The sequence below is a fragment of the Tissierella praeacuta DSM 18095 genome (genome assembly GCF_900128955.1).
Classification (GTDB): Bacteria; Bacillota; Clostridia; order Tissierellales; family Tissierellaceae; genus Tissierella; species Tissierella praeacuta.
The window spans coordinates 83,513-107,789 of record NZ_FQTY01000004.1; the positions used below are offsets into that span (position 1 = coordinate 83,513).

General features: G+C 29.8%; 20 protein-coding genes and 1 pseudogene. 3 read left to right on the forward strand and 18 right to left on the reverse strand.

Annotated elements, in window-relative coordinates:
- Positions 1-232: 232 nt before the first annotated feature.
- The 14 genes from ppsA to BUB33_RS06430 form a co-directional block, all read right to left on the reverse strand.
- Positions 233-2,584 carry a phosphoenolpyruvate synthase gene (gene ppsA, locus BUB33_RS06365; RefSeq protein ID WP_072974476.1) on the reverse strand — a complete coding sequence of 784 codons (2,352 nt, stop codon included), beginning with the start codon at positions 2,582-2,584 and terminating at the stop codon, positions 233-235.
- Between the two features lie 183 nt (positions 2,585-2,767).
- Positions 2,768-2,971: a hypothetical protein gene (locus BUB33_RS06370; RefSeq protein ID WP_072974478.1), complete on the reverse strand. Its 204-nt coding sequence runs from the start codon at positions 2,969-2,971 to the stop codon at positions 2,768-2,770.
- 105 nt (positions 2,972-3,076) lie between these two features.
- Positions 3,077-3,268, reverse strand: coding sequence for a hypothetical protein (locus BUB33_RS06375; RefSeq protein WP_072974480.1), 192 nt, complete (start codon positions 3,266-3,268; stop codon positions 3,077-3,079).
- A gap of 55 nt (positions 3,269-3,323) precedes the next feature.
- The gene (locus BUB33_RS06380; protein ID WP_234949999.1) at positions 3,324-3,866 is read right to left on the reverse strand and encodes a class IV adenylate cyclase; all 543 of its coding nucleotides are present in this window, start codon (positions 3,864-3,866) and stop codon (positions 3,324-3,326) included.
- A 14-nt stretch (positions 3,867-3,880) separates the two neighbouring features.
- Positions 3,881-4,606 (reverse strand): glucosamine-6-phosphate deaminase, encoded by a 726-nt coding sequence (nagB, locus tag BUB33_RS06385; RefSeq protein ID WP_072974485.1) that lies wholly within the window; start codon positions 4,604-4,606, stop codon positions 3,881-3,883.
- A gap of 13 nt (positions 4,607-4,619) precedes the next feature.
- Entirely contained in the window at positions 4,620-5,303 is a 684-nt protein-coding gene (locus tag BUB33_RS06390) for a metallophosphoesterase (protein ID WP_072974488.1), read from the reverse strand.
- Positions 5,304-5,384: 81 nt separating this feature from the next.
- Positions 5,385-7,823 carry an ATP-binding protein gene (locus BUB33_RS06395; protein ID WP_072974490.1) on the reverse strand — a complete coding sequence of 813 codons (2,439 nt, stop codon included), beginning with the start codon at positions 7,821-7,823 and terminating at the stop codon, positions 5,385-5,387.
- Positions 7,824-7,825: 2 nt separating this feature from the next.
- Positions 7,826-8,911, reverse strand: coding sequence for a metallophosphoesterase family protein (locus BUB33_RS06400; protein ID WP_084725220.1), 1,086 nt, complete (start codon positions 8,909-8,911; stop codon positions 7,826-7,828).
- A gap of 98 nt (positions 8,912-9,009) precedes the next feature.
- Complete coding sequence (locus tag BUB33_RS06405) at positions 9,010-9,618, reverse strand: DUF3298 and DUF4163 domain-containing protein (protein WP_072974495.1); 609 nt, start codon at positions 9,616-9,618, stop codon at positions 9,010-9,012.
- A 63-nt stretch (positions 9,619-9,681) separates the two neighbouring features.
- Positions 9,682-10,617, reverse strand: coding sequence for a DUF5700 domain-containing putative Zn-dependent protease (locus BUB33_RS06410; RefSeq protein ID WP_072974498.1), 936 nt, complete (start codon positions 10,615-10,617; stop codon positions 9,682-9,684).
- 111 nt (positions 10,618-10,728) lie between these two features.
- Entirely contained in the window at positions 10,729-11,277 is a 549-nt protein-coding gene (locus BUB33_RS06415) for a hydrolase (protein ID WP_072974500.1), read from the reverse strand.
- A 16-nt stretch (positions 11,278-11,293) separates the two neighbouring features.
- Positions 11,294-12,220, reverse strand: a complete 927-nt coding sequence (locus BUB33_RS06420) for a 1-phosphofructokinase family hexose kinase (protein ID WP_072974502.1) — start codon at positions 12,218-12,220, stop codon at positions 11,294-11,296.
- Between the two features lie 96 nt (positions 12,221-12,316).
- Positions 12,317-13,486: an iron-containing alcohol dehydrogenase gene (locus BUB33_RS06425; RefSeq protein WP_072974504.1), complete on the reverse strand. Its 1,170-nt coding sequence runs from the start codon at positions 13,484-13,486 to the stop codon at positions 12,317-12,319.
- A gap of 50 nt (positions 13,487-13,536) precedes the next feature.
- Positions 13,537-14,517 carry an MBL fold metallo-hydrolase gene (locus tag BUB33_RS06430; protein WP_234950000.1) on the reverse strand — a complete coding sequence of 327 codons (981 nt, stop codon included), beginning with the start codon at positions 14,515-14,517 and terminating at the stop codon, positions 13,537-13,539.
- A gap of 177 nt (positions 14,518-14,694) precedes the next feature.
- Between BUB33_RS06430 and BUB33_RS06435 the strand changes: the two genes are divergently transcribed.
- From BUB33_RS06435 to sdaAA, 3 genes are all read left to right on the forward strand, one after another.
- Positions 14,695-15,339, forward strand: coding sequence for an undecaprenyl diphosphate synthase family protein (locus BUB33_RS06435; protein WP_072974506.1), 645 nt, complete (start codon positions 14,695-14,697; stop codon positions 15,337-15,339).
- 64 nt (positions 15,340-15,403) lie between these two features.
- Positions 15,404-16,072 (forward strand): L-serine ammonia-lyase, iron-sulfur-dependent subunit beta, encoded by a 669-nt coding sequence (gene sdaAB / locus BUB33_RS06440; RefSeq protein ID WP_072974508.1) that lies wholly within the window; start codon positions 15,404-15,406, stop codon positions 16,070-16,072.
- A 4-nt stretch (positions 16,073-16,076) separates the two neighbouring features.
- Complete coding sequence (gene sdaAA / locus BUB33_RS06445; protein WP_072974511.1) at positions 16,077-16,946, forward strand: L-serine ammonia-lyase, iron-sulfur-dependent, subunit alpha; 870 nt, start codon at positions 16,077-16,079, stop codon at positions 16,944-16,946.
- Positions 16,947-16,983: 37 nt separating this feature from the next.
- Here sdaAA and BUB33_RS06450 read toward each other — a convergent pair whose 3' ends face one another.
- From BUB33_RS06450 to BUB33_RS06470, 4 genes and pseudogenes are all read right to left on the reverse strand, one after another.
- A complete protein-coding gene (locus BUB33_RS06450; RefSeq protein ID WP_072974514.1) occupies positions 16,984-18,351 on the reverse strand; it encodes an MATE family efflux transporter in 1,368 nt (455 codons plus the stop codon).
- A 113-nt stretch (positions 18,352-18,464) separates the two neighbouring features.
- Positions 18,465-20,665, reverse strand: a pseudogene (locus BUB33_RS16980) (bifunctional dihydroorotate dehydrogenase B NAD binding subunit/NADPH-dependent glutamate synthase).
- Positions 20,666-20,911: 246 nt separating this feature from the next.
- Complete coding sequence (locus BUB33_RS06465) at positions 20,912-22,600, reverse strand: phospho-sugar mutase (protein ID WP_072974520.1); 1,689 nt, start codon at positions 22,598-22,600, stop codon at positions 20,912-20,914.
- A gap of 432 nt (positions 22,601-23,032) precedes the next feature.
- Complete coding sequence (locus BUB33_RS06470) at positions 23,033-24,256, reverse strand: serine hydroxymethyltransferase (protein ID WP_072974522.1); 1,224 nt, start codon at positions 24,254-24,256, stop codon at positions 23,033-23,035.
- Positions 24,257-24,277 lie beyond the last annotated feature (21 nt).

Consider the following 24,277-nt stretch of genomic DNA (forward strand, 5'->3'; position numbering starts at 1 on the left):
GTAGTATTTTCATATTTATAAATTTACCAACAATATATATTGTTGTATGTATTTAGAAAATTCTAAAAACACGATTATTCGCTTATATTTGATAACTTACAACAAAGTAAATTATACTATACCATTGGAAATTTGACAACTATAAAAAAATAGAAATTAAGGCATTGCTCTATTCCAATGCCTTATAATATAGATAAATTCTATGTTATCTGATTTTTAATATTATATAAATTTATATATTTCTAAGTTTTCTCAATATAATTTTTTGTTCTACTGAAGCCACTAATCTTCTTGTATAGGCAACAGTATCTGGATTAACACTCATACTGTCTATTCCCTGTTCAACAAGGAATTCTGCAAACTCTGGATATTGGCTAGGTCCTTGACCACATATAGAAATAGTCTTTCCATATTTATGGGCTGCTTTTATAAGAATTGATATAGCTTTCTTAACTGCTTCATTTCTTTCATCAAAATATCCCATATTATTTAATATACCTGAATCTCTATCTGCTCCCATTACAAGTTGAGTTAAATCATTACTTCCTATACTAAAGCCATCTACCATTTGTGCAAATTCTTCTGCTTCAAATACTACTGATGGTACTTCTGCCATTATCCAAATCTTAAAGTTTTTATTTTGGACTAATCCTTCTTCTGCCATTATTTCCTTTACTTTCTTTAACTCCCATGTAGTTCTTACAAAGGGTAACATTGCATATACATTGGTTAAACCAAATTCTTCTCTAACTTTTCTTAGAGCCTGGCATTCTAATCTAAACCCTTCTTCATATTCTGGTGAAATATATCTAGATACTCCTCTCCAACCTATCATTGGATTTGCCTCTATTGGTTCTACCTCATCTCCGCCTTTTAATCCCCTAAATTCATTTGTTCTAAAGTCAGACATTCTAACAACAACTGGTCTTGGATAAATTTCTCCAGCTACCATTTGAATTCCTTCAGCCATTTTATCTATCAATAATTGACCTTGACCTGTTTTTACTAAATACATTGGATGAGCACCTATCATATTTGTAAATATAAACTCTGTTCTCATTAGACCAATACCATCTAAAGGCAAGTTTTTATATCTTCCTACTAATGAAGGTTCTCCAAGATTCATATAAATTTTTGTAGCTGTTACTGGAGATAAACTAGCTAATATTTCTTCACTTATTCCTACAGCTGTTCCATCAGATTTTTTTTCTTCTTTTTCTTCTAGTACAGTTCCCTCATAAACTACTCCCCTACTTGCATCAACTGTTACCTCTAAGCCCTCTACTAAAGTTACACTGGCATTCTTTGCTCCCACAATACAAGGTATGCCAAGTTCCCTAGATACTATGGCTGCATGACAAGTTCTCCCTCCATCGTCTGTAACTACAGCTGCAGCCTTTCTCATGGCTGGAACCATATCAGGATTTGTCATAACTGTAACTAAAATATCTCCATCTTCCACTCTTCCAATTTCAGATATATCTTTAATATTCCTAACCTTTCCTCTACCAATTCCAGGTGATGCAGGTAAACCTCTTACAAGCATTTTTAATTCTTTTTGTTCTCTTACTTCACTCACACTAACATCTCCTTTCAAAGTCGTTATTGGTCTTGATTGTAATATATATAATTTCTTAGTATCTCTATCAAATCCCCATTCTATATCCTGATATGAACCATACATTTCTTCTATTTTAATTCCATAATTTGCTAGAACCATTATTTCTTCATCTGATAAACATTGATCATTTACTTTATCCTGTCCTAAATAATCTGCAATTTTTATTTCTTCAGTACCTACTCCATCTTTTCTTTTTACTACCATAATGTTTTTTTCTGCAATATGCTTTTCTTCAATTTTTTTTGATTTCTTATTTACTAAATATTCATCAGGAGTAACTGTTCCAGATACAACGGCTTCTCCTAACCCCCAGCTAGCATTTATCATCATTTCATCTGTATTACTATTTACAGGATTAGCAGTAAACATGACTCCTGATTTTTCACTATTTACCATTTTTTGAATTACAACAGATAAAGAAACATCAAAATGCTCAAAATCTTGCTTTACTCTATAATAAATAGCCCTTGCTGTCCAAAGAGATGCCCAACATTTTCTAACATATTTAATTAATTCTTCCTCTCCACTTATGTGTAAGTAAGTATCCTGCTGACCAGCAAAAGATGCTTCTGGCAAGTCCTCTGCTGTAGCTGAAGATCTAACAGCAACTTCTGGATTTTCTAAATTAACTTTTTTGCTAAACTCTCTATAGGCAGCTATTATTTCATTTTTTAAATCCTCTGGTATTTCTCCACAATTTATTCTATCCTGAATAGCACGACTAACATTTTGAAGCATATCAGAGTTTTCTTCATCTAACCCTCTAATTAATTCTTTGATTATTTCATCTAACTCTGCATAATCAATAAAACGATTATATGCTCCTGCAGTTATACAAAATCCTGGTGGTACATCTAACCCTTTTTGAGTAAGTTCTCCTAAATTAGCTCCTTTACCTCCAACAACTGGAATATCATTTTTATTAATTTCATTAAACCATTTAATATATTTATATCCGTCCATTAGTATAACCTCCTATTTAATTTTATAATATATATTATAGCACATATATCTAATTGTGCCATACTATATATTATTTTTTTTGAATTATTTATATTAATTTTTCTTAATATTTTACCCAGTTTTGATTCTTATATTATACATAAAAAAATCCCGTTTGAAACGGGATTTTTACTTTAGGTATATTTAGAAAAAGTCTTCTCCACAAAATAGTATTACTAATAAAAGGAAGAAAAATAACAGTGAATCATCATTTCTGTCATTAAAGCATCCTGAGTTACAGAATATAATAACTAATATCAGGAAGAAAAATAGCAATGAATCGTCATTACAACCTAATCTATCAAATATACCTCTACGCTCTGGTCTTACACCTAATTCTTCAGTCATCATAATACCTCCTTATATTTATTCCTCACTGTATTTTATGAAATTAGTGTTAAAGTGGTTACTATATTTTTAAGAATTAAAAAAACAGCAGAATATCTGCTGTTTTTAAAAAATATCACCAAGCAGGAATAATAGTATAAGTATCCATATTATATTGCCTCCACCAAATATTCCTCCATGACCTCCACAAGGATCATGATCACATCCACAATCATCATTACCTAATAGTAAAAGTATTAAGATAATAATTAGTATCATATTATTATTATCATCACAGCCTAACAAATTATTTAGCATAACAAAACCTCCCTCAATTAGATTAATACATATTATTCTAATTGAGGGATTTTGGTTACAACAAATTTTTTTCTTTTCTAAGTTCCACTATAGATTTAGTAGAAATATTTTCTTTTGGAATATCTAACAGTTCTATTATACCTTCAAGTTCATCTTCATCATTAACTTCAATCTCCATATACGGCTCAGGATAAGTACTATCATCCCATTTGTCTAAATCAAATCTTATATTATTTAGTACATAAGAAGTTCTTTCCTTAAAACCTTCTTGAATAACATAATATCCCAATGATTTTAAAACTTCTAACATAGCATTTTTATCGGATATATCTGTATTGATTTCAATATTTTCCCTAATTCCTTCTCTATTAATGTTTTTCTTCATAGTTAATGTAAACTTAATGTTATTGTTTAAGATGGACCTAGCTTCTCTTATTCTTAAATAGCTATCTAGGCCATTTTGTATAAAATTTTCTTTAGAATCTATTAATGTATTTACTTGAAGTTCTTTCTCTATTAATGTAGCACCTAAAGACCTTAATTTTGATTCCATTTCATCTAAATTCACATTTAAAACTTTCACTTCAAGTTCTTTCAATCTCATGTCCTCCCTTAACCATTATAAGCCTCTTCATCAACTATAATTGTTACATCAGGATGAAGTAGTAAAAAAGATACTGGTAATTGAGTTGTTACCTTATTATCTTTTAATAATTTCTTTATAACTGGTGCTTTTTTTATCCCACTAGCTAATAACACTATTTTTTTTGCCTTTAATATAGTACCTATTCCCACTGTTATTGCTGTTTTAGGCACTTCTTCAATGGAGTTGAAAAATCTAGAGTTTACCTCTATAGTGTTTTGAGTTAATTTAATAACAGATGTACCTATAGATAAAGCTTCATCTGGTTCATTAAAGGCTATGTGACCATTTTCACCTATTCCAAGTAATTGGATATCTATTCCACCAGCTTTACTTATCATGTCATCATACCTCTTACAGTATTCTTCTATATTTTTTGCTTTTCCATCAGGCAAATGAATATTTTTTTTATCTATATTGATATATCTAAAAAGTTCATTGTTCATAAAATAATTATAACTACTAGGATGTTCTGGTGACAAACCTACATATTCATCTAGGTTAAAAGTTTTCACTTTGGAAAAATCCAACCCTTCTTCTCTATGTGCTCTTATCATCTCTTTATACATACCAATAGGTGTACTTCCAGTAGCCAATCCTAAAACAATATCTGGCTTTCTTTCTATTGATTCTATAAATATTTTTCCAGCTACTTTGCTCATAGCTTCATAATCTTTTTCAACTAATATTTTCATACTTTCACACTCCTTATAATATTTTCTTGGGGACAAAATCAATATAATCACTTGATATACAATGTATATTTATACCTTCCACTATTCCCTCAACAGCATATTTATGTCCCCCAGAATGTAAATGTCCATATATACAGATATCTACATTATACTCTTTCATTATATCAATAAATTCATTTGAACTAAGATCTGGGTTAAAAGGTGGATAGTGTAAAATTGCAAGAATCTTCTCTACATCTTCTTTCAAAGAATCTAAAGATAATCTTAGTCTATTTAACTCTCTATTAAACACCTTATAATCCTTTTCATCAGCAATATTGCTATCTATAGCTGACCATCCCCTAGTACCTACAATCCCAATATTATTATATATAAAACTATTATTCTGAAGAAATTTTATTGTTTCAAGTTCAAGATTATTTAACTTTCTCAAACTATTCCACCAATAATCATGATTTCCCTTTATAATTATTTTTTCACCTGGTAACTCGTCTATTTTTAATAAATCTTCATAGGCATCTTCAAGTTTCAATGCCCATGATGTATCCCCAGCTAATAAAACTAAATCATCTTCCTTTATAATAGATTTCCAACTATCTATTATTTTCCCCTCATGATTTATCCAATTTTCACCAAATATATCCATTGGCTTTTCACCAGTATTATCAAAATGTAAATCCCCAATAGCAAATATCAATATACCACCTCAGTTAATCTTGTTGATGAACATTAAGTTAAAACCTAGTGTTTTCAACATATAGTTAGTTAATGTAATACTTTAACTTAAGTTAATTAAGTTAAAGTTCACTCCTAAATTATCCAATATCTTTCTCTCACGATTATGACATGTAAATAAAATAATCTGTCTTCCCTTACAAATGTCAACTAAAAAATTTATAATGTTTTCAAGTCTCATATCATCATACTGTGTAAAACAATCATCTAATATTAAGGGTAATTTATCACTTACCATAGAATTAATTATACCAAATCTAAGAGAAAAGTATAATTGTTCAATTGTTCCACCACTTAAACTATTAAGCTTTATTATTTCCTTGGTAATGGGATTCTCAACACTTATATTTAAAGATTCACTAATCTTGATATTATTATATTTTCCTCCTGTAATCTTTTGAACTACTTTGCTAACTTTTTCATTTATAGTTGGAGCAAACTGACTATGAATATCCTTTGAAAGCTCCTCAATAGTTTTAGCTGCAAGCTCCAGGGAAGAATATTTATTCTCTAAAAATTCTTTATATTTCATCTTCCTATCAAGTTCTTCTTCTATTTCAACAAGTTTTTCTATTTTCATTCCTAAAATATTTAAGTTTTCTTCTACACCTTTTAATGCAATTTTTAAATCCACTATATTTTCATTTGATTTATCTATTTTATACATTATCTGATTTTTATCCATATTTCTATCAGAATTATAAATATCTAAATTAAATTTATCAACTTCAACAATTAATTCTTCTATTGTATTCTGTCCCAGTACCTTTTGAAGCACTGCCTGTTTCCCTTCTAATTCTTTAATATTATTTTCCAATAAAGTCCGTTTGTCCAAGCCTTGACTAAATTCATTTATATCCTTAACATTGTTTTCATCAAATATTTCTTTAATTTTATCTAATCTTTCTTTTTTATTAAATTCACTTTCAAAAATTTTATCCTTTATAGAATTTTGTCTATTATCCAGTTCATCATATAATTCTGTCTGCTTATTTTTTCCATAAAACTCAATTTGTAATGAATCTAATAATCTTTTAAATTCTAATTTGTTTACAATATTATATTTCTCTAGAATAGTCTTTTTAGATTTTTCTATTTCCTCTATTCTAATCTGTCTTTCCTTTTCTCTAATATATATAGTATCTATTTGAGTTTTTATATTGTCCATTCCTAATTTAATTTCTTTAGTTTTAATAAAAAAACAAACTAACAAACCAATAGGTAATATTAATGAACTAAATAGTATATATTTTTCTAAGGTTATCCCTATTATCAATATAACTATGGATAATATAATCATAGCTGGATTTATTATTTTATATTTAAATAATTTATTATCAAAATCCTTATAATCTCTCTTTAAAAACTCTATTTTATTATCTTCCTTATTATATATGATTTTATTTTTTTCCTCTTCCATCTCCTCATAATTAATATAATCTATACCTACTTCTTCCAATTTTTCCTTATGGTAATCATTATATTCTATATTACCTATATCATTTAACTTATTTTGTATGCTTTCCAGTTCTAGTTTATATTCAGCTATACCTCTATCTATAAAATCAATTGAATTATTTAAATTGATACATTCTTCATATTGTACTAAGGACATATTAGCATAGGGTAATAACTTTTCTATCTTCATTTTTAAATTTGCAATCTCATCTGATAATATCTTAGATTCTTCCAATGTTCTTACCTTTTCCAACATTTGAACTACTAATAGTTCTTCTTTTAAAGAATTTAGAATTTCCATCTCCATATTAAGAGCATTACTTAACCTTGCTTTTTCATTTAAATATATATTATAATCATCTTTTTCTCTGAGTATTTTTCTTTTTTCTTCTTGCAGTTTTTCTATATCCTTAATTGCTTTAGCATAAGGCTTCGTAGTTGCTCTATCAGTTCCAATTTCCATCATTCTTGTTTTTAGTTCAGATACTACATTGTCTACAGATATATCGTCATCAAAAGAGGTGGTTACATTGATTAATTTTTCAGTTACCTCATTAGCCAATTTATCATCTATCTTACTTCCCAATTGTTTTATTGATATTGTATTTGAAAAAACCCTAGTATTAAATCCAAAAAAATGTATACCTGGCTGTAATATCCTCCCTACACCAACATCTATATCTTTTGTAATGTCAACTCCCGTAGTTTCATCTAAGACTTTTGTACTTTCTTCTCCTTTAGTAAAATTTCTTTCAATTCTATATACTTTTCCATTATGTTCAATTCGTATAATTCCAGCATACTTACTTTTATCCCATGGCTTATATTTTTCATATTCTTCTAAGTATAAAGTAGATTTTACATTTGGTCTTAGAAAACCATAAAACATACCGTCAATAAAACTATGTAAAGTAGATTTCCCTGCCTCATTCTCCCCATAGATTAGATTTATACCCTCTTCCAAAATAATACTTTTGTTTTTAAATTTTCCAAATCCAATTAAATTTAGCTCTTTAAGAAGCATATCTACTCCCTCTCCTCTAAGAGTAATTCTAATCCATAATATAATGCATTTTTTACTATGGGATTGTCCAAACCCTTTTCTTTCATAGAAATTATAAATCTACCAATTATATTATCTTTGTTTTCCCTTTCTATTTGCTCCAAGTCATAGTCCAAAATAGTATTGTCTATTAACTCTATATGATAGAAATTATCCTTTAAATCTCCATTTAAATCTTCAATTTTAATATTTCTTTGAATAAATCCACTAAGATTTATCCTAAAAAAATCTATTTCCCTATTTCCTACACTAATATTTCTTATATTATTAATTATATCAGGATAACCCATGTATTGATTAATCTTTATTTCTACTTCAAGAAATTTTCTTTTACTAAATGGGATAAACTCAAAGCCTAATTTTTTATTATCTATTGATCCTTCTATTATACATCTTTCTCCAAGTTCACCAAAATCCAAAGGCTCTGGACAACCACAATAGGCTATATTATCAAATATAATCTGTGGTTTGTGAATATGCCCCAATGCTATATAATCCATATTTAGATTTTTTAGTTCCTGAATATTTAATGGCAGATAATTTGAATTATTAAATATATCACCATGAATCACCAGTATATTATTTTTTGTATCATCTACTTTACCTAAAGTACTAAATAATTTATTTTCACGAATTTCCACTGAATCCCAACTATAGCCGTATATCACCGTATTTAAGTTTTCAAATTCTTTTCTCTGAATTTCTTGGTTATTAAAAATAGTTACATTTTTAGTCCATTCTACTCTATTATATAAGGAGTTTTTACCTTTAAAATCATGATTCCCAGCAGATATAATGATATTGATATCTTCAATAGTCCTAAAAGTATCCCTAACTCTAGTAATATCACTTATGGTAAAATAAGATTCTTCAAATAAATCCCCTGCAATTAATAGAAAATCTACTTCATTATCCTTAGCATAGTTTACTATTCTTTCGAAAGTAGACCATAGTTCCCTTCTTCTCTCTATTGCTTTTTCTTGTCCAAAAGAAACATTTTTAAACCTTAAACCAAGATGCAAATCTCCCGTATGAATAAACTTAATCAAAATACCTCACCTCTAAATTATGGTATTAAAATTATATCATATAATTATAAATAAATACTAATCAAAAAGAAAAGCCAGCTTAAAAGCTGGCGTAATATTTAGGATATCATTATTCCCAAAGGACCATTTTCATCTATAATATCCTGTATTTCATATATGGAAATGGGGAAATATAGGATTCCATATGAATAAGGTGCTATTTCATATTCTTGAAAAAATATAGTTAAAGATAAATCAGCTATATAAAAATCTTGATTAGGTTTTATAGATTTAAACTCTTCCAAAGTTTGAATATTTCTATCTTCAATTTGTTCTTCAACTTCTTCTGATAAAACCTTAATATAATTAGATTCTGGTTTAAAAAGGTCTTTTAATTCATATTGTCTTCCATTCTTTATGTCAAAGGTCAATCCTTTAACTATTGTTAAACCATGAGCTCCACCAGAAAATGCATAATTTATTAAAGTTAATGAAAGTATGCCTTTATCATTGTTTTTAAGTTCCCATGTGCCATTTATATATGTTTCTGGATTCTCATAATATCCTTGCTGAGCTATTTGATTATACATGGCTTCTAATATTGAATTATTCATTCTATCCTCTACATATATATTTTCTAATCCATATATCTGAGGATAATATATTTCTAATCTATTCATATCTAGTTTTAAAGTTTTAATCTCAATAGGAAAAATGTTTTCAATCATAACTCTCACTCCTTTTTATTCATTAGTATAAAATATGCAGTATAAAGAAGTTAGTGATGATTTTTATAGTTTTAATAACCATTTTTCAATTTCCCTAGTAAATCCCGAGTTCGTTTTAACTGTCTTTGCAACTTCAATATATGACTTTATTGGTTTTTTATAATCATAACTATCTATCCAAGGCAATAATGCACCCTTACCATAAAAATCATATAGTGAACTAGCTATATAGTATCCTATAGTATAAATATCTAATACTTCTGTTCTAGAATAATTTATATTACCTTGCTTTATCCCTAATAGGAAACAATTTAAATCTCTAATTTTTTTATCTATTTTCTTTATTTTTTCCTTTGTGAGGGTTCCCACGGGATCATCTTCTTCCAAAATATTGCCATGCTGTATAAGACATGCTATTCCCTCCTCAAGTATCTTTCCTAATATTTCATAAACATATCTATTGTTAAAACTAAGAACAAATAAGCTTTTAAGCCTATTTGTTAGGGGAATAGTTCTGCAATGAAATAGCTCATGACTTATTATCTTAACAAACTCCTGTGGTTTGTTTATGTATTTTATATAATTAATAAATATATTCTTTCTATATACTGTAAACCCTCCATCTATTCCACCTGCATAAATATAAATATTGGGTTGAACCTTTATATCCTTTGGTATAAATTTATATACTTTATCTAATGCTTCATTTATAATCTTATGCTCATTTTCTTTTATATATAATATTTCTTTCTTGAGCATAGGTATATTTTCTTTTAATATATAAAAATCATATTTATCCTTATATCCATTATATTTTTTTAACTTTATTAACTCTTCTACTATCATTGATTTATTAATATATCTATTAAAACTTCTTTCATGTTCTATAAGACCCTTTGTTCCCTCTGATTTTACAAACAAAATTAATTTATTATAATCAATACAATTATCTTCTAATATTTCTTCTAACAATCTAATTCCTTCAATATTTATTTTCACAAAAAATCCTCTCCCAAAGCATTATAAGAAAAGCTTCTAAAATATTAAAAGTAGCTTTTCTATTCCTCATAATAAATATATATGGCTTTGGGAGAGGAGTATTCTTTATTACTATTTAATTAATTTTGACAACACCTTAAACTCTGGAGTTCCTGACATCTTTAAAAGATCAAATACAATGGATTCCGTATTAGATATAACTGCTCCAACATCTTTGACTAATTCCAATCCATTTAAAAAGTTTTCCTTAGTCCTTGAACATACAGCATCTCTTGCAATAAATACTTCATAACCATTATCTATTAAATCTCTAGCAGTTTGAAAAACACATATATGAGTTTCCATACCTGTTATAATTACTTTTTTTCTGCCAGTTGTTTCCAATGCTTCTTTAACTTCATCTATATATGCAGTAAAGCTATTTTTTTCAAATATTTTTACATCACCTATAGTTTCTTTTATATCAACTACCGTAGGACCTATTCCTTTAGGATATTGCTCCGTAACTATTATAGGTAAATCCATTTCTTTAGCAGCAGCAACTAATATCTTTGTACTATCAATTATTTGCTCCTTATGTTTCATTACGGAAGCTAGTTTTTCTTGAATGTCTATAATAAATAACACTGTATTATCTTTATTTAATGTATATTTTTCCATTATATCACTCCTTCATCTAATAATTAATGGGATAAATCTCTATCTGACTCATAAATTTCTTTATATCACTTACTTCAACTTTCATTATATCATGCTCTAAATTAGATACAATACTAAATGCTTGACCTAATCTTATAGTCATTTCAATATCATAATTTCTATTAATTCCTAAAGCAAATCCAGCTGATATGTAACTATAGCCCCTGAACTTATTACCTAAATAAGGAATCTCTACTCTATAGCCCTTTTCTTGTCCAAGGACTAAACATCCTCTGTTCTGTAAATCTATAACTACAAATTCCACACCTCTATCTAGAATATATCTGCCTGCTTTAATTATTTCATTCTCAAAATCTAAGCTTATTTTCATAAAGCCTTCAAGCTCTCTTTGATTAAGTGATACCATATAAGGAGCAGCATCTATTCCATGAAAAAGTTCATCTGCTCCCACATCTAATATAAACTTTTTTCCTTTTTTATTAGCTAATGTAATTAAATCAAAAAAAATTTCCTTTGGTACGCCTTGAGGAAGAAAAGAACTTAAACCACAAACAATACTACTATTTTCAATTAGCTTAGCATATAACTCATAGAAACTTACCACTTCTTCCCGAGTAATTCTTGGACCTTCTTCTGATATAATAGTATAAGCTTCTTCATCTTGCAATTTAATAACTGTTCTAGTCTCTTCTTTTATAGGTATAAATTCATGAGCCATCTTCATTTCTGCTAATTTCCTATGAAAATGCTCTCCATTTATACCCCCAAGAAATCCAGTAACAAAAGATTTTTCGTTGAAAATATCTAATAAAATTGAAGTAGTAAAGGCTTTACCTCCAGGACTATAATCAAAAGACTTAGCTTTATTATATTTTTCTAAATAAATCTTATCCAACAAATAATTTCTTTCCAAAGTAGGGTTTAAATCTATGTTCAAAATCATCTATCTTACTCCCCTTTTTATAGCGAATAGTGGATAGTAACTAATATAAGCAAGGTATTAAAGTTATCTTTTTTCAATTTTCCCCATTCACTATATTTATAGTGCTTTTTTATAGATACTTAATACATCTTTATAATCTAATGGTTTGAAATTGCCAACAGGTCCTTCTTTATATTCTATTACATCCTTAGCCATTATCTCAAGTTTGCCTTCATCTATACCAACTTCTTTAAGACTCATTGGAATACCTAATGATTTGAAAAACTGACTGGTTTTTTCAATAGCTAATTTAGCTATTTTCATATCATCAAAATTAGAATCTATATTCCATACGTTTATGCCATATTCAACAAATTTCCAAAGATTATCTTCATCTAGTACATACTCCATCCAATGAGGTGTCAATATGGCTAATCCAACACCATGAGTAATATCATAATATGCAGATAATTCATGCTCTAATGGATGGACTGACCATAGGGAGTCTTTCCCATATCCCAATAATCCATTGATTGCCAACGATGAAGCCCACATAAGATTTGCTCTTGCTTCATAGTTTTGTGGCTCATCTATAGCAATTCCACCATATTTAATACAAGTTTTTAATATTGCCTCAGCTAATCTATCCTGTAAATATGCTCCTTTTTCATTACTAAAATATTCTTCAAAAGTATGACTCATAATATCTGCTACTCCAGATGCTGTTTGATATTTCGATACAGTATAGGTATATCTTGGATCTAAAATTGAAAATTTAGGGAAAAATCCTGGATGTCCAAAACCATATTTTTGATTAGTTTCCATATTAGTTATTACAGCACCTGCATCCATTTCCGAACCAGTGGCTGAAAGTGTAAGTATAGTACCTATAGGCAAAACCTTCTCAATCTTAGCTTTACCAATAACTAAGTCCCATGGATTTCCCTTATAATAATAAGCTGCAGCTATGGCCTTAGAACAATCTATGGTACTTCCACCACCTACTGCTAAAATAAAGTCAATATCATTATCTCTACATATTTTTACACCTTCTTCCACTGACTCAACTCTTGGATTTGGTTCAATCCCAGAAAGTTCATAATACGGAATATTATTTTCTCTTAAAATCTTAACTACCTCATCATATATACCAGTTTTTTTTATACTTCCTCCCCCATAGGCTAAAAGTACCCTAGAACCATGTTTCTTTATCTGTTTACCTAAGACTTCTATCTTTCCTTCCCCAAAGAAAACCTTTGTAGGAATATTATAGTTGAAATTAAGCATATAATCATCTCCTCTATAATCTTTTTCCTATTATTTATACCCAAATAAAATTATTTTAATTTATAAAACAATTTTCCATCTCTCAATTCTTTACTCAGCTTACCTGTATAATATAAATGCTCTAAATGTGACATTGCCTCTCCTGCTGCAAACCATTTCTGTGGAATAGGAAACTCATCCCAATCCTTAGCCCTTATGCTCCAATGCATCTTTGAAGCTATATCTCTAACAGTTGATTCTCCTTTCTTTAGAATATCAAGTATTTCACCAAGCCTTTCCTTATGATGAGCCATTAATTCATTAATCCGTCTAGTATGATCCCTAATTATATTCCTATGGGCTGAAAATAAATAGTCTATATCATAGGAATAGACCTTAGCTAAACTATTAAAATATATAGCCAAAATATTCTCATCAAATCCCCAAAAGGCAATATTTGGAGTAATTCTATCCAATATATGATCTCCGCAGAAAAACAACCTATGATTTCTCTCGTATAATCCAATATGTCCAGGAGTATGCCCTGGAATATCTATTACTTCAAAAAAATAGTTTCCTACTTGTATTCCTTTCCCTTCTTTCATAGGATAAAATTCTATAGGTTTCTTTAGACAATATTTATATCCTGGATGCTCAGAAAAAGTTACTTTATCTTTATCTAAATCAAATAAAACTTTAAACTCCTCAAATCTTTCCCAATAGGACATTGATGTCATTTCATTAATTAACCTTCCGTCTATTTCTCCAGCATAAATTTTTACCCCTGCATCTTTAAATATGGAAGCCATTCCCGAGTGATCCGCATGTAAATGGGTTATAAATAATTCCGTATCTTCTATATCTATATTAATTTCTTCTAACCCCTTGAAAAGTGCATCAATACATTCTTCTCTATTAAACCCAGTGTCTATTATTAGAGACTTTTCCTCTCCTTTTATTACATAAGAATTTAATGCCTTTAAAGGGTTATTAGGTAATACTACTTCTATCATATATATATCTTCATATACCTTTGTAACCAAATTCTCCACCTCGCCTTAGTATATTAATTATATGATATTTATTTATATAGGAGTTGTCAAACAATTAATCATTTTTCCAAATTTAAGATTTATCCAAATTAAGTAAATAAATCATTCCAAGTTTTTTATGAATTCTTTTATATTTATATGGAATACTAAATTTAACAAAATTTAGGAGGTAATAATATGAGAATTCCAAATCATATAGGTATAATTCCCGATGGAAATAGACGATGGGCTGTAGAACAAGGAATGAGTAAGGAAAAAGGATATGATAAAGGATTAAGTCCTGGAGTAGAATTATTTAAGCTTTGTGAAAAAATTGGAATAAAGGAAATTACCTATTATGGTTTTACAGTAGATAATACTAAAAGACCTAGATTTCAAAGGCTGGCATTTACAAAGGCCTGTATTGATGCAGTAAATATATTATCTAAAGAAAATGCTGACCTCTTGGTTCTAGGCAATACAGAATCCGATATGTTTCCAAAAGCTCTTTTACCTTTTACAATTAAGAGACAAAGGTTTGGAACTGGTGGAATTAAAGTTAATTTCTTAGTAAATTATGGTTGGCAATGGGATTTGAAAAATTATCTCTCTGAAAATAATGGAAAGATTGATTTATTAAGTAATATTAAATCCAAAGATATATCTAGGGTTGACTTAATTATAAGATGGGGTGGACGTAGAAGATTGAGTGGCTTTTTACCCTTACAATCCGTATATTCTGATTTTTATATAATCGATGAATTTTGGCCAGATTTTAAACCAGAGCATTTTTATAGTGCATTAGATTGGTATAATGGTCAAGATATTACTTTAGGTGGTTAAATTCATTGCCAAATTGGGTATAAAATGATAAAATTAATAGACTATAAAATTAGGGGGTAATGCAATGAAAGATTATGGAGTGTTTGATATACTAGGTCCAGTTATGATTGGTCCATCAAGCTCACATACTGCTGGTGCTGCCAGATTAGGTAAAATTGCCAAGGATATTGTTGGTACTGAATTTCATAAAGTAGTTTTCTATTTACATGGTTCCTTTGGTAAAACCTTTGAAGGTCATGGTACTGATAAAGCATTGGTAGCAGGTATTCTTGGAATGGATCCCTCTGACGAAAAACTTAGAGATTCTTTCGAAATAGCAAAATCTAAAAATATAGAATTTGAATTTATAGAGGCGGATTTAGGTTATCAACACCCAAATACAGTAAAAATAGTTTTTAAGTTTGAAAATCAAGAGGATATTTATATCATAGGCTCATCTATTGGAGGAGGAAATATATTAATTACTGATATAAATGGAAATAAAGTTGAATTTAGTGGAGATTATCCCACTATGCTTATTAAATATATAGACCAAAAAGGTGCTATATCTCGCATTAGCTCAATTCTTTCAATCAATGAAATTAATATTGCTACAATGAAAGTAACGAGGGAAAATGATATTGCAACTATGGTTGTAGAAACAGATTCAGATATTAATGAAAAAGTAGTAGCAGAAATTGAAAAACTAAATGAAGTAATATACATTAAAGGGATAAATCCAATTAAGAGGTGATTTTGTGTTTAATAAAGCTGACGAACTCCTAAGATTATGTAATGAAAATAGCAAGAAAATATCTGAAATAGTAATTGAAAAAGAAATGAAAAGCACTGATATTTCCCATGATGAACTAATGAATAGAATGAAAGATACTTTAACAGTAATGAAAAGCTCTGCTAATTCTGCCTTAAATAAGGAAATTAAATCTGTTAGCGGCTTAACAGGTGGAGATTCTAAAAAAGTTGAAGACTATAAAAACTCTGGAAATACATTAACTGGCGGTATAATAGTATCTGCTATGGCTAAAGCCTTATCAACATCAGAAATAAATGCCTCTATGGGCAGAATAGTAGCAGCCCCTACAGCTGGTGCTTCTGGTATCTTACCATCGGCATTATTGTCTGCCCAAGAAAAGTTAAAGTTGACAGACGAACAAATTATTATGGGTCTTTTTACAGCGGCAGGTATTGGTGAAATAGTAGCTAAAAATGCAACTGTTTCTGGTGCTGAAGGTGGTTGTCAAGCCGAATGTGGAACAGCAGCAGCCATGGCTGCTGCTGCAATTGTAGAAATGGCTGGTGGAACTCCAGAAGCTTCTTTTAATGCCGCATCCTTTGCACTAGTTAATATAATGGGTCTTGTATGCGATCCTATAGGTGGTCTAGTAGAATATCCTTGTGCACTTCGTAATGCATCTGGTGTTGTAAATGCTCTTATTTCAGCAGATTTAGCATTAGCTGGAGTTGAATCTTTAGTTCCCTTTGATGAAGTAGTAGAGGCTATGTATAAAGTAGGAAAACTGTTACCAGAATCCTTGAGAGAAACTGCCTTGGGAGGAGTTGCTACTACTCCAACAGGAGAAATATTAAGAAAAAAACTTCAACATTAAATAAGACAAGAGCCTTGGATATTCATATCCAAGGCTCTTATCTTATTGTAATATATTTCCACTTATTAGTTCTTAGTCTAATTAAAATAAGTGCCCATCTAATGGATTGGTCTATAAGTACAGCTAACCAAGCTCCCATAAGTCCCATTCCCATATTTAATACAAATATATAAGCTAGAGCTACTCTAATAACTAAAATACCAATAAAAGTAGATACTAAAGTCCATACTGTATCTCCTGCCCCTCGTAAACCTCCTGCAATAATCAACTGTGAACATTGAAATGGCTGGATAACTGCCATTAGTTTTAATACCTTCCCTGCTTCTATAACTACCTCTTGATTGTTGGTATAAAGTCCTGCTATAAATGTACCAAAAAAGAAAAATAAAATCCCCATGGTAGCTGCTATTACAGCACCTATTCTACCACATATTTTTATATAGGATTCTGCTTTTTCTGGTTCCTGTTCCCCCAGACTCCTTCCTGTTAATGTAGATGCGGCTATACCAAATGCCTGCCCAGGTGTAAATGATAAATTAAGTATGTTAATACAAATCTGATGGGTTGCATATGCTACTGTACCTAGCCAAGCTACTATTTTGGTAAATGCTAATAACCCTACTCTCATAGCAATTTGCTCCAAGGATGCTGGCAAACCTATTTTAACTAAATTATATATAATATCGTTATCAAATTTAAATCTATGTTTTAAATTTATATGAACTATATTCTTTTCATTTAGTATTACCTTAACTAACATAATACTTGCCACTATATGAGATAAAGACGTAGATATTCCTGCACCTAATACCCCAAGTTTTGGGAAACCGAATAACCCATAAATTAAAATTGCATTACCAACTACATTAAGTAAATTTACCTTTGTATTGATTTTCATAGGTGTCTTAGTATCCCCAGCACCTCTTAGTGCCGCAAAAATAGAGAAATTAAAAGCTTGAAATACAAATCCAAGGGTAATTACCCTAAAGTATCCTCTGCCTATTGAAAGAGTATCCTGTCCTGCACCAAGAAATGTCATTGCATTATCTGTTATACCTAATCCAACAAATAATATTGGAATTACTAAAAGAACTTGGGTTAATAGCATAACATGCTTTACAACAGATTCTATTCTATCCTCACGTTTTGCTCCAATATAACGAGCTACCATAGTCGTACCACCAGTATTTAAAGATTGTACTAAGGATAAGCCTATAAACACTAACTGATTAGTAACACCAACAGCAGCAATTGATGCAGCAGTAGTAGCATCATCACCTGACCTACCTAACATCATCATATCTACCATACCAAAAAGAGTACCCATGAGTAATTCTATAAACACAGGACCAGCTATCTTTACTATATCATCCTTTAGATGTTTTTTGTTAAGATTTAGCTCCATCAACAAATCACCTTTACTTTCTCTAAATTAATTCGATACTCTAAATATTATAACATAAACACTAAAAAAAATAAACTCTACGTAATAGAGTTTATTTTTTACTTATAGTATTATTAATTCTTTGATTTTATATATTCATCTATAGCTTTAGCTGCATCCTTACCAGCACCCATAGCTAAAATTACAGTAGCTGCTCCTGTTACAGCATCTCCACCAGCAAATACTCCTTCTCTTGAAGTTTGACCTTTTTCATCAGCTACTATACATAAATGGTTATTTACTTGTAGACCATCTGTAGTTGAAGAAATTAGTGGGTTTGGTGATGTACCTAATGACATAATAACAGTATCTACTTCAAATTCAAATTCTGAGCCTGCAATCTCTCTAGGTCTTCTTCTACCTGATGCATCGGGTTCTCCTAATTCCATTCTTACACATTTAATACCCTTTACCCAACCATTTTCATCTCCAATTACTTCTATTGGATTTGTAAGAAGTTCAAATATAATTCCTTCTTCTTTAGCATGATGAACTTCTTCAACTCTTGCTGGCAGTTCAGCCTCAGTTCTTCTATATACTACATATACTTCTGCTCCTAGTCTCTTAGCTGTTCTAGCAGCATCCATAGCAACGTTTCCTCCACCAACTACAGCTACCTTCTTACCAACTTTAATTGGTGTATCAAATTCTTCTCTAAATGCTTTCATTAAGTTATTTCTAGTTAAAAATTCATTAGCTGAGAATACTCCATTAAGATTTTCACCAGGAATATTCATAAATTTAGGAAGTCCAGCACCTGAGCCTATAAATACTGCTTCAAAACCTTCTTCAAAGATTTCATCTATAGTAATAGTTCTACCAACTATAACGTTAGTTTCAATTTTAACGCCTAATCTTTTTAAGTTATTTATCTCATGTTTAACTACAGTTTCCTTTGGAAGTCTAAATTCTGGAATTCCATATACTAATACTCCACCTGGTTCATGAAGAGCTTCAAAAATAGTTACATCATATCCTTCTTTAGCTAATTCTCCTGCACAAGTTACTCCTGCGGGACCTGAACCTATAACTGCTACTCTATGACCATTACTTGGTTTAGCCTTACCAACCTCAATATTATTTTCCCTAGCCCAATCAGCTGCAAATCTCTCTAGTTTACCTATTGAAACTGCATCTCCCTTATTTCCTAAGACACATTTTTGCTCACATTGGGTTTCCTGTGGACAAACTCTACCACAAACTGCTGGAAGAGCTGAGTATTCTGCTAAAACTTGAGCAGCTTCTGCAAAATTTCCTTCTGCAATATGCTTAATAAATCCTGGTATATCTATAGAAACTGGACAATTGCCTCTACATAAAGGCTTTTTACATTGTAAACATCTCTTTGCTTCCATTACAGCTTCTTCTTCAGTATATCCTAAACATACTTCTTCAAAATTATGATTTCTTACTTGTGGGTCTTGTTCTGCAACAGGAATTCTTGTAAATCTATCCATTATTTTCTGCCCTCCTCTAATTGACATTTATAAGCTTCATCTTTTTTTATTTCTTCAGTCTTATATTGTCCTTGTCTTTTCAAAGCTTCATCGAAATCAACAAGATGTCCATCAAATTCTGGTCCATGAACACATGCAAACTTAGTTTCATTTCCTACTGTAACTCTACAAGCACCACACATACCTGTACCATCTACCATTATAGGGTTAAGTGATACTATAGTAGGAATATTTAATTTCTTAGTTGTTAATGCAACAAATTTCATCATTATCATAGGTCCAATGGCAATACATACATCGTATTCCTTACCTTGATTATTTACTAATTCTTCTATGTAATTAGTAACTAAACCATGGAATCCATAGGAACCATCATCAGTTGCAACATATAGATTTCCAGCAACAGATCTTAATTTATCCTCTAGAATAACTAGATCTTTAGTTTTTGCTCCCATGATAACATCAGCTTCTACACCACGTTCATGTAACCATTTTACTTGAGGATATACAGGTGCTGTACCAACTCCACCAGCTACAAATAATATTCTCTTTTTCTTTAAATCTTCTATATCTTCATTTACATACTCTGATGGTACTCCCAAGGGTCCAACAAAATCCTTTACATAATCACCTTTTTCTAATACAGCAAGTTTTTTAGTGGAACTCCCCATAGATTGAACAACGATCTGTACTGTTCCTTTTTCTTTATCATAGTCACAGATTGTTAGAGGTACTCTTTCACCCGTTTCATCAGCAATTACAATAACAAATTGTCCTGGATTAGCAGAACTCGCCACTCTTGGTGCCAAAATATCCATTGAGAAAATATTTGGAGCAAGAATTTCTTTTTCCACAATTTTATACAATTGTATTTCCCCCTTATAATATAATTATTTAGTTTGTATTTTTGTTACTTTATACTTTTATAATAAATTTGCATCAATAAAATTTTAACATACTAGGATGTTTAATTCAACATATTAAAATAATAATATAATCACATTTTATACATAAAAATATCATTTATGGCAACTAATACCATAAATGATATCTATTTATTGTAATTATTCAATTGAATTCATTACATTTATTACATTTCCTTCTATTATTTCTGTTTTTCTCTTTGAAATCTCACTGCTTTTATCTTTAGAATAAATATATAATTTTATCTTAGGTTCTGTCCCGGATGGTCTTATGGCATACCAAGACCCATCATCTAAATAATATTTTAAAACATTGGATTTAGGATTACCAGTTTCATCTAATAGATAATCTATTATTTTAATAACCTTCATATCTCCAAATTCCATAATAGGACTTCTTCTAAATTGTTCCATTATTCTACTTATTCTTTTGCTGCCTTCTAATCCTTCTAACACTATAGACATTAACCTATCTTCATAATATCCATGCTCATGATAAATATCTTCTAATACATCTAATATTGATTTACCTTTCTTCTTATAATATCCAGCCATTTCTGCAATTAACATAGAAGTATTTACTCCATCCTTATCTCTAACCATGGTGCCATAAACATAGCCAATACTCTCTTCATATCCAAAGATAAAAGTATATTCACCTGTCTTATCAAACTCATTTGCTTTACCACATATGTTTTTAAATCCTGTTAATGTTTCAATAGTTTCTACATTGTATTTTTTAGCTATTGCCTTACTTAAATCTCCTGTAACAATGGATTTAACTATTGCTCCATTAGGAGGGATATCCCCTTTTTTATGTCTTTGTGACAATATATAATTAACTAATAAAGCACCTGTTTGATTTCCGTTAATAGGCTGAAACTCTCCATATCTATCTTTTACCATCATAGCCACCCTATCACAATCTGGGTCAGTAGCTATTATAATATCAGCATCTTCCTTTTTACCCAATTCCTTTGCATAATCAAAAGCTTTTACATCTTCTGGATTTGGATATCCAACAGTAGTAAAGTTTGGATCTGGATTTTCCTGCTCTGGTACTACAATTATATTGGTAAATCCTCTTTTCTTCAATATTCTTCTTACAGGAATATTACCCGTTCCATTTAATGGTGTATATATTATCTTTATGTCTTTATCAATATCATCATTTAGCTTTAACTCAAGTAGTTCTTTCTCATAGGAATCATCTACCTCTTTTCCTATATATTCAATAAGTCCATCTTGAATTGCTTTATCTAAATCTATAAGATCTATTTCAGAAAAATCCTTTATTTTATTTATTTCATCTACTATTTCTCCAGCAATATCATCTAATATTTGAGATCCTTCTTCCCAATATACCTTATATCCATTGTAATCCTTTGGATTATGACTAGCTGTAATTACTATTCCTGATATAGTATTCAATTTTCTGACAGCATATGATAAGACAGGCGTTGGTCTAATTCCTTCAAAAAGATATACTTTTACCCCATTAGCAGCCAAGACCCTAGCAGCTATTTCAGCAAATTTATCTGAATAATGCCTAACATCATAGGCAATAGCCACTCCCCTGTCCATAGCTCCTTTACCTTTATTTACTATGGTTTGAGCTAAACCTTGGCTAGCTAGGGAAACAGTATATTTATTCATCCTATTAGTTCCAGCCCCTATTTTCCCCCTTAACCCAGCTGTTCCAAAGGTTAAATCTGTATGAAATCTATCTTCTATTTCTTTATCATCAATAATTCCTTTAAGTTCTAGCTTAGTTTCTTCATCAAAGTAATCCTTTTCTAACCAATAATTATATTTTTCTTTGTAGTCCATAAAATCACCCCAATATTAAATTTAGTTTTATCAGTTGATTATATTCTATTTGTTATTAATTGATTTGTCTATACTTAAGAGACATTAAAGTTAATTATAAAACTATTACTTAATTATTATTTATATTAAAGCAATAGCAACTTCACTTCTTTATTTATATAATTAAAACATATTCTAAATTTAATTCTTTACTTTACTCATCTATTAATATATATATATATAATTTTCTTTTATCTTTCCCTATTTATAAATAAAATCTCCATAAAAAAACTCCTTATCTATTGATAAGAAGTTTCAATATATAACTATATTTAGTTTTACATTCTTTAATATATACTACAGCCATTCATCATTAATTTTATTAAAACATCCCAAAATATTTTAAATTTATCCCAGTTTCTTTTGTAAAAGTTTTATTAGATTATACTAATATTAGAAAGAATATTCTATTCCTAAAAACTGTCTATTAAATTCTTCAATCTCTCTAGACACCTTTTCAATTTCTTCTCTATCAATAATTACTCTTTTGAAAAACTCTGCTATAATTTCCATATGTTCTTCCTTCATTCCTCTTCTTGTCACTTCAGATGTACCTATTCGTATTTCTGGGCTATTTCCTGAAAAATCATCTGAACATAATATTTTTGCTTTTTCTAAATACTTTGCAGGGGCAAAATCTATATACTCACCAATATCCACCAGTAACAGATGTGATTCAGTATATCCCCTTTTCTTACCTAATACATTAAACCCTCTATCATCTAAAGCTTGTGCTAAAGCCTTGGAATTTTTAACTATTTGTTTTCCATATTCTTGTCCAAATTCTTTCATTTCTAATATGGATGCTGCTAAAGCCGGCAATCTATTTAAATGATGACTTGTAACCAATGATGGTGACAATGTATTGCCTATCTTTAATATTAACTCTTCATTATTTGAAACTACAAATCCTCCTTGTGGCCCTGGAAAAGACTTATGTGTACTCCCAAACATAATATCTGCACCTTGTTCAAGTGGATTAGGAAACATACCAGAAGCTATTAATCCAGTTACATGAGCAGCATCATATGCTATATAGAAGCCTTGCTCATCTGCAATTTTTCTTAATTCTTTTATAGGTTCTGGAAACAAAGTACCTGAACCACCAAATATTATTAACTTAGGCTTTTTTTCTCTAGCTTGTTCAATTAGCTTTTCAACGTCAACAGCTCTATTTTCATCAAAGGGCATATATTCTACATTAATAGTTTCATCAAATTGTCTAACTTGACACATGGGTCCAACTAATCCATGTCCCCAATCACTTAAACTTACTTCAATAACTAAATCTCCTGGCTCTAATAATGCAAGAACTACAGACATTCCTGCCATATGTCCGCCTATAGGTCTTAAATCTGCATATTTTGCATTATATATATCTTTTATAAGCTCCTGAGTAGCCATTTCAAACTCATGGATGTATTTATTCCCCGTATATTCCCTTTCCTCAGGACTTATACCTGAATAACAGCCATATCTATTACCAAAGTCACAACTTAAATAATTACGAACTTTTTCACTTGAATAATTTTCTGAAGCTATGAGATTCAAGCAACCTTCTCTATAATTTAAATGTTTTTTTAGTAAATTGTCTATATCTCTAGTAGTATTAAACATTCTTGTCCTCCTTATAATTTA

What these genes read in the sequence shown, in the direction of transcription:
- ppsA (WP_072974476.1), bottom strand. Translation starts at nt 2,584, where the DNA reads ATGGACGGATATAAATATATTAAATGGTTTAATGAAATTAATAAAAAT.
- BUB33_RS06370 (WP_072974478.1), bottom strand. Translation starts at nt 2,971, where the DNA reads ATGACTGAAGAATTAGGTGTAAGACCAGAGCGTAGAGGTATATTTGAT.
- BUB33_RS06375 (WP_072974480.1), bottom strand. Translation starts at nt 3,268, where the DNA reads ATGCTAAATAATTTGTTAGGCTGTGATGATAATAATAATATGATACTA.
- nagB (WP_072974485.1), bottom strand. Translation starts at nt 4,606, where the DNA reads ATGAAAATATTAGTTGAAAAAGATTATGAAGCTATGAGCAAAGTAGCT.
- BUB33_RS06395 (WP_072974490.1), bottom strand. Translation starts at nt 7,823, where the DNA reads ATGCTTCTTAAAGAGCTAAATTTAATTGGATTTGGAAAATTTAAAAAC.
- BUB33_RS06405 (WP_072974495.1), bottom strand. Translation starts at nt 9,618, where the DNA reads ATGATTGAAAACATTTTTCCTATTGAGATTAAAACTTTAAAACTAGAT.
- BUB33_RS06415 (WP_072974500.1), bottom strand. Translation starts at nt 11,277, where the DNA reads ATGGAAAAATATACATTAAATAAAGATAATACAGTGTTATTTATTATA.
- BUB33_RS06420 (WP_072974502.1), bottom strand. Translation starts at nt 12,220, where the DNA reads ATGATTTTGAACATAGATTTAAACCCTACTTTGGAAAGAAATTATTTG.
- BUB33_RS06425 (WP_072974504.1), bottom strand. Translation starts at nt 13,486, where the DNA reads ATGCTTAATTTCAACTATAATATTCCTACAAAGGTTTTCTTTGGGGAA.
- BUB33_RS06435 (WP_072974506.1), top strand. Translation starts at nt 14,695, where the DNA reads ATGAGAATTCCAAATCATATAGGTATAATTCCCGATGGAAATAGACGA.
- sdaAB (WP_072974508.1), top strand. Translation starts at nt 15,404, where the DNA reads ATGAAAGATTATGGAGTGTTTGATATACTAGGTCCAGTTATGATTGGT.
- BUB33_RS06450 (WP_072974514.1), bottom strand. Translation starts at nt 18,351, where the DNA reads ATGGAGCTAAATCTTAACAAAAAACATCTAAAGGATGATATAGTAAAG.
- BUB33_RS06465 (WP_072974520.1), bottom strand. Translation starts at nt 22,600, where the DNA reads ATGGACTACAAAGAAAAATATAATTATTGGTTAGAAAAGGATTACTTT.
- BUB33_RS06470 (WP_072974522.1), bottom strand. Translation starts at nt 24,256, where the DNA reads ATGTTTAATACTACTAGAGATATAGACAATTTACTAAAAAAACATTTA.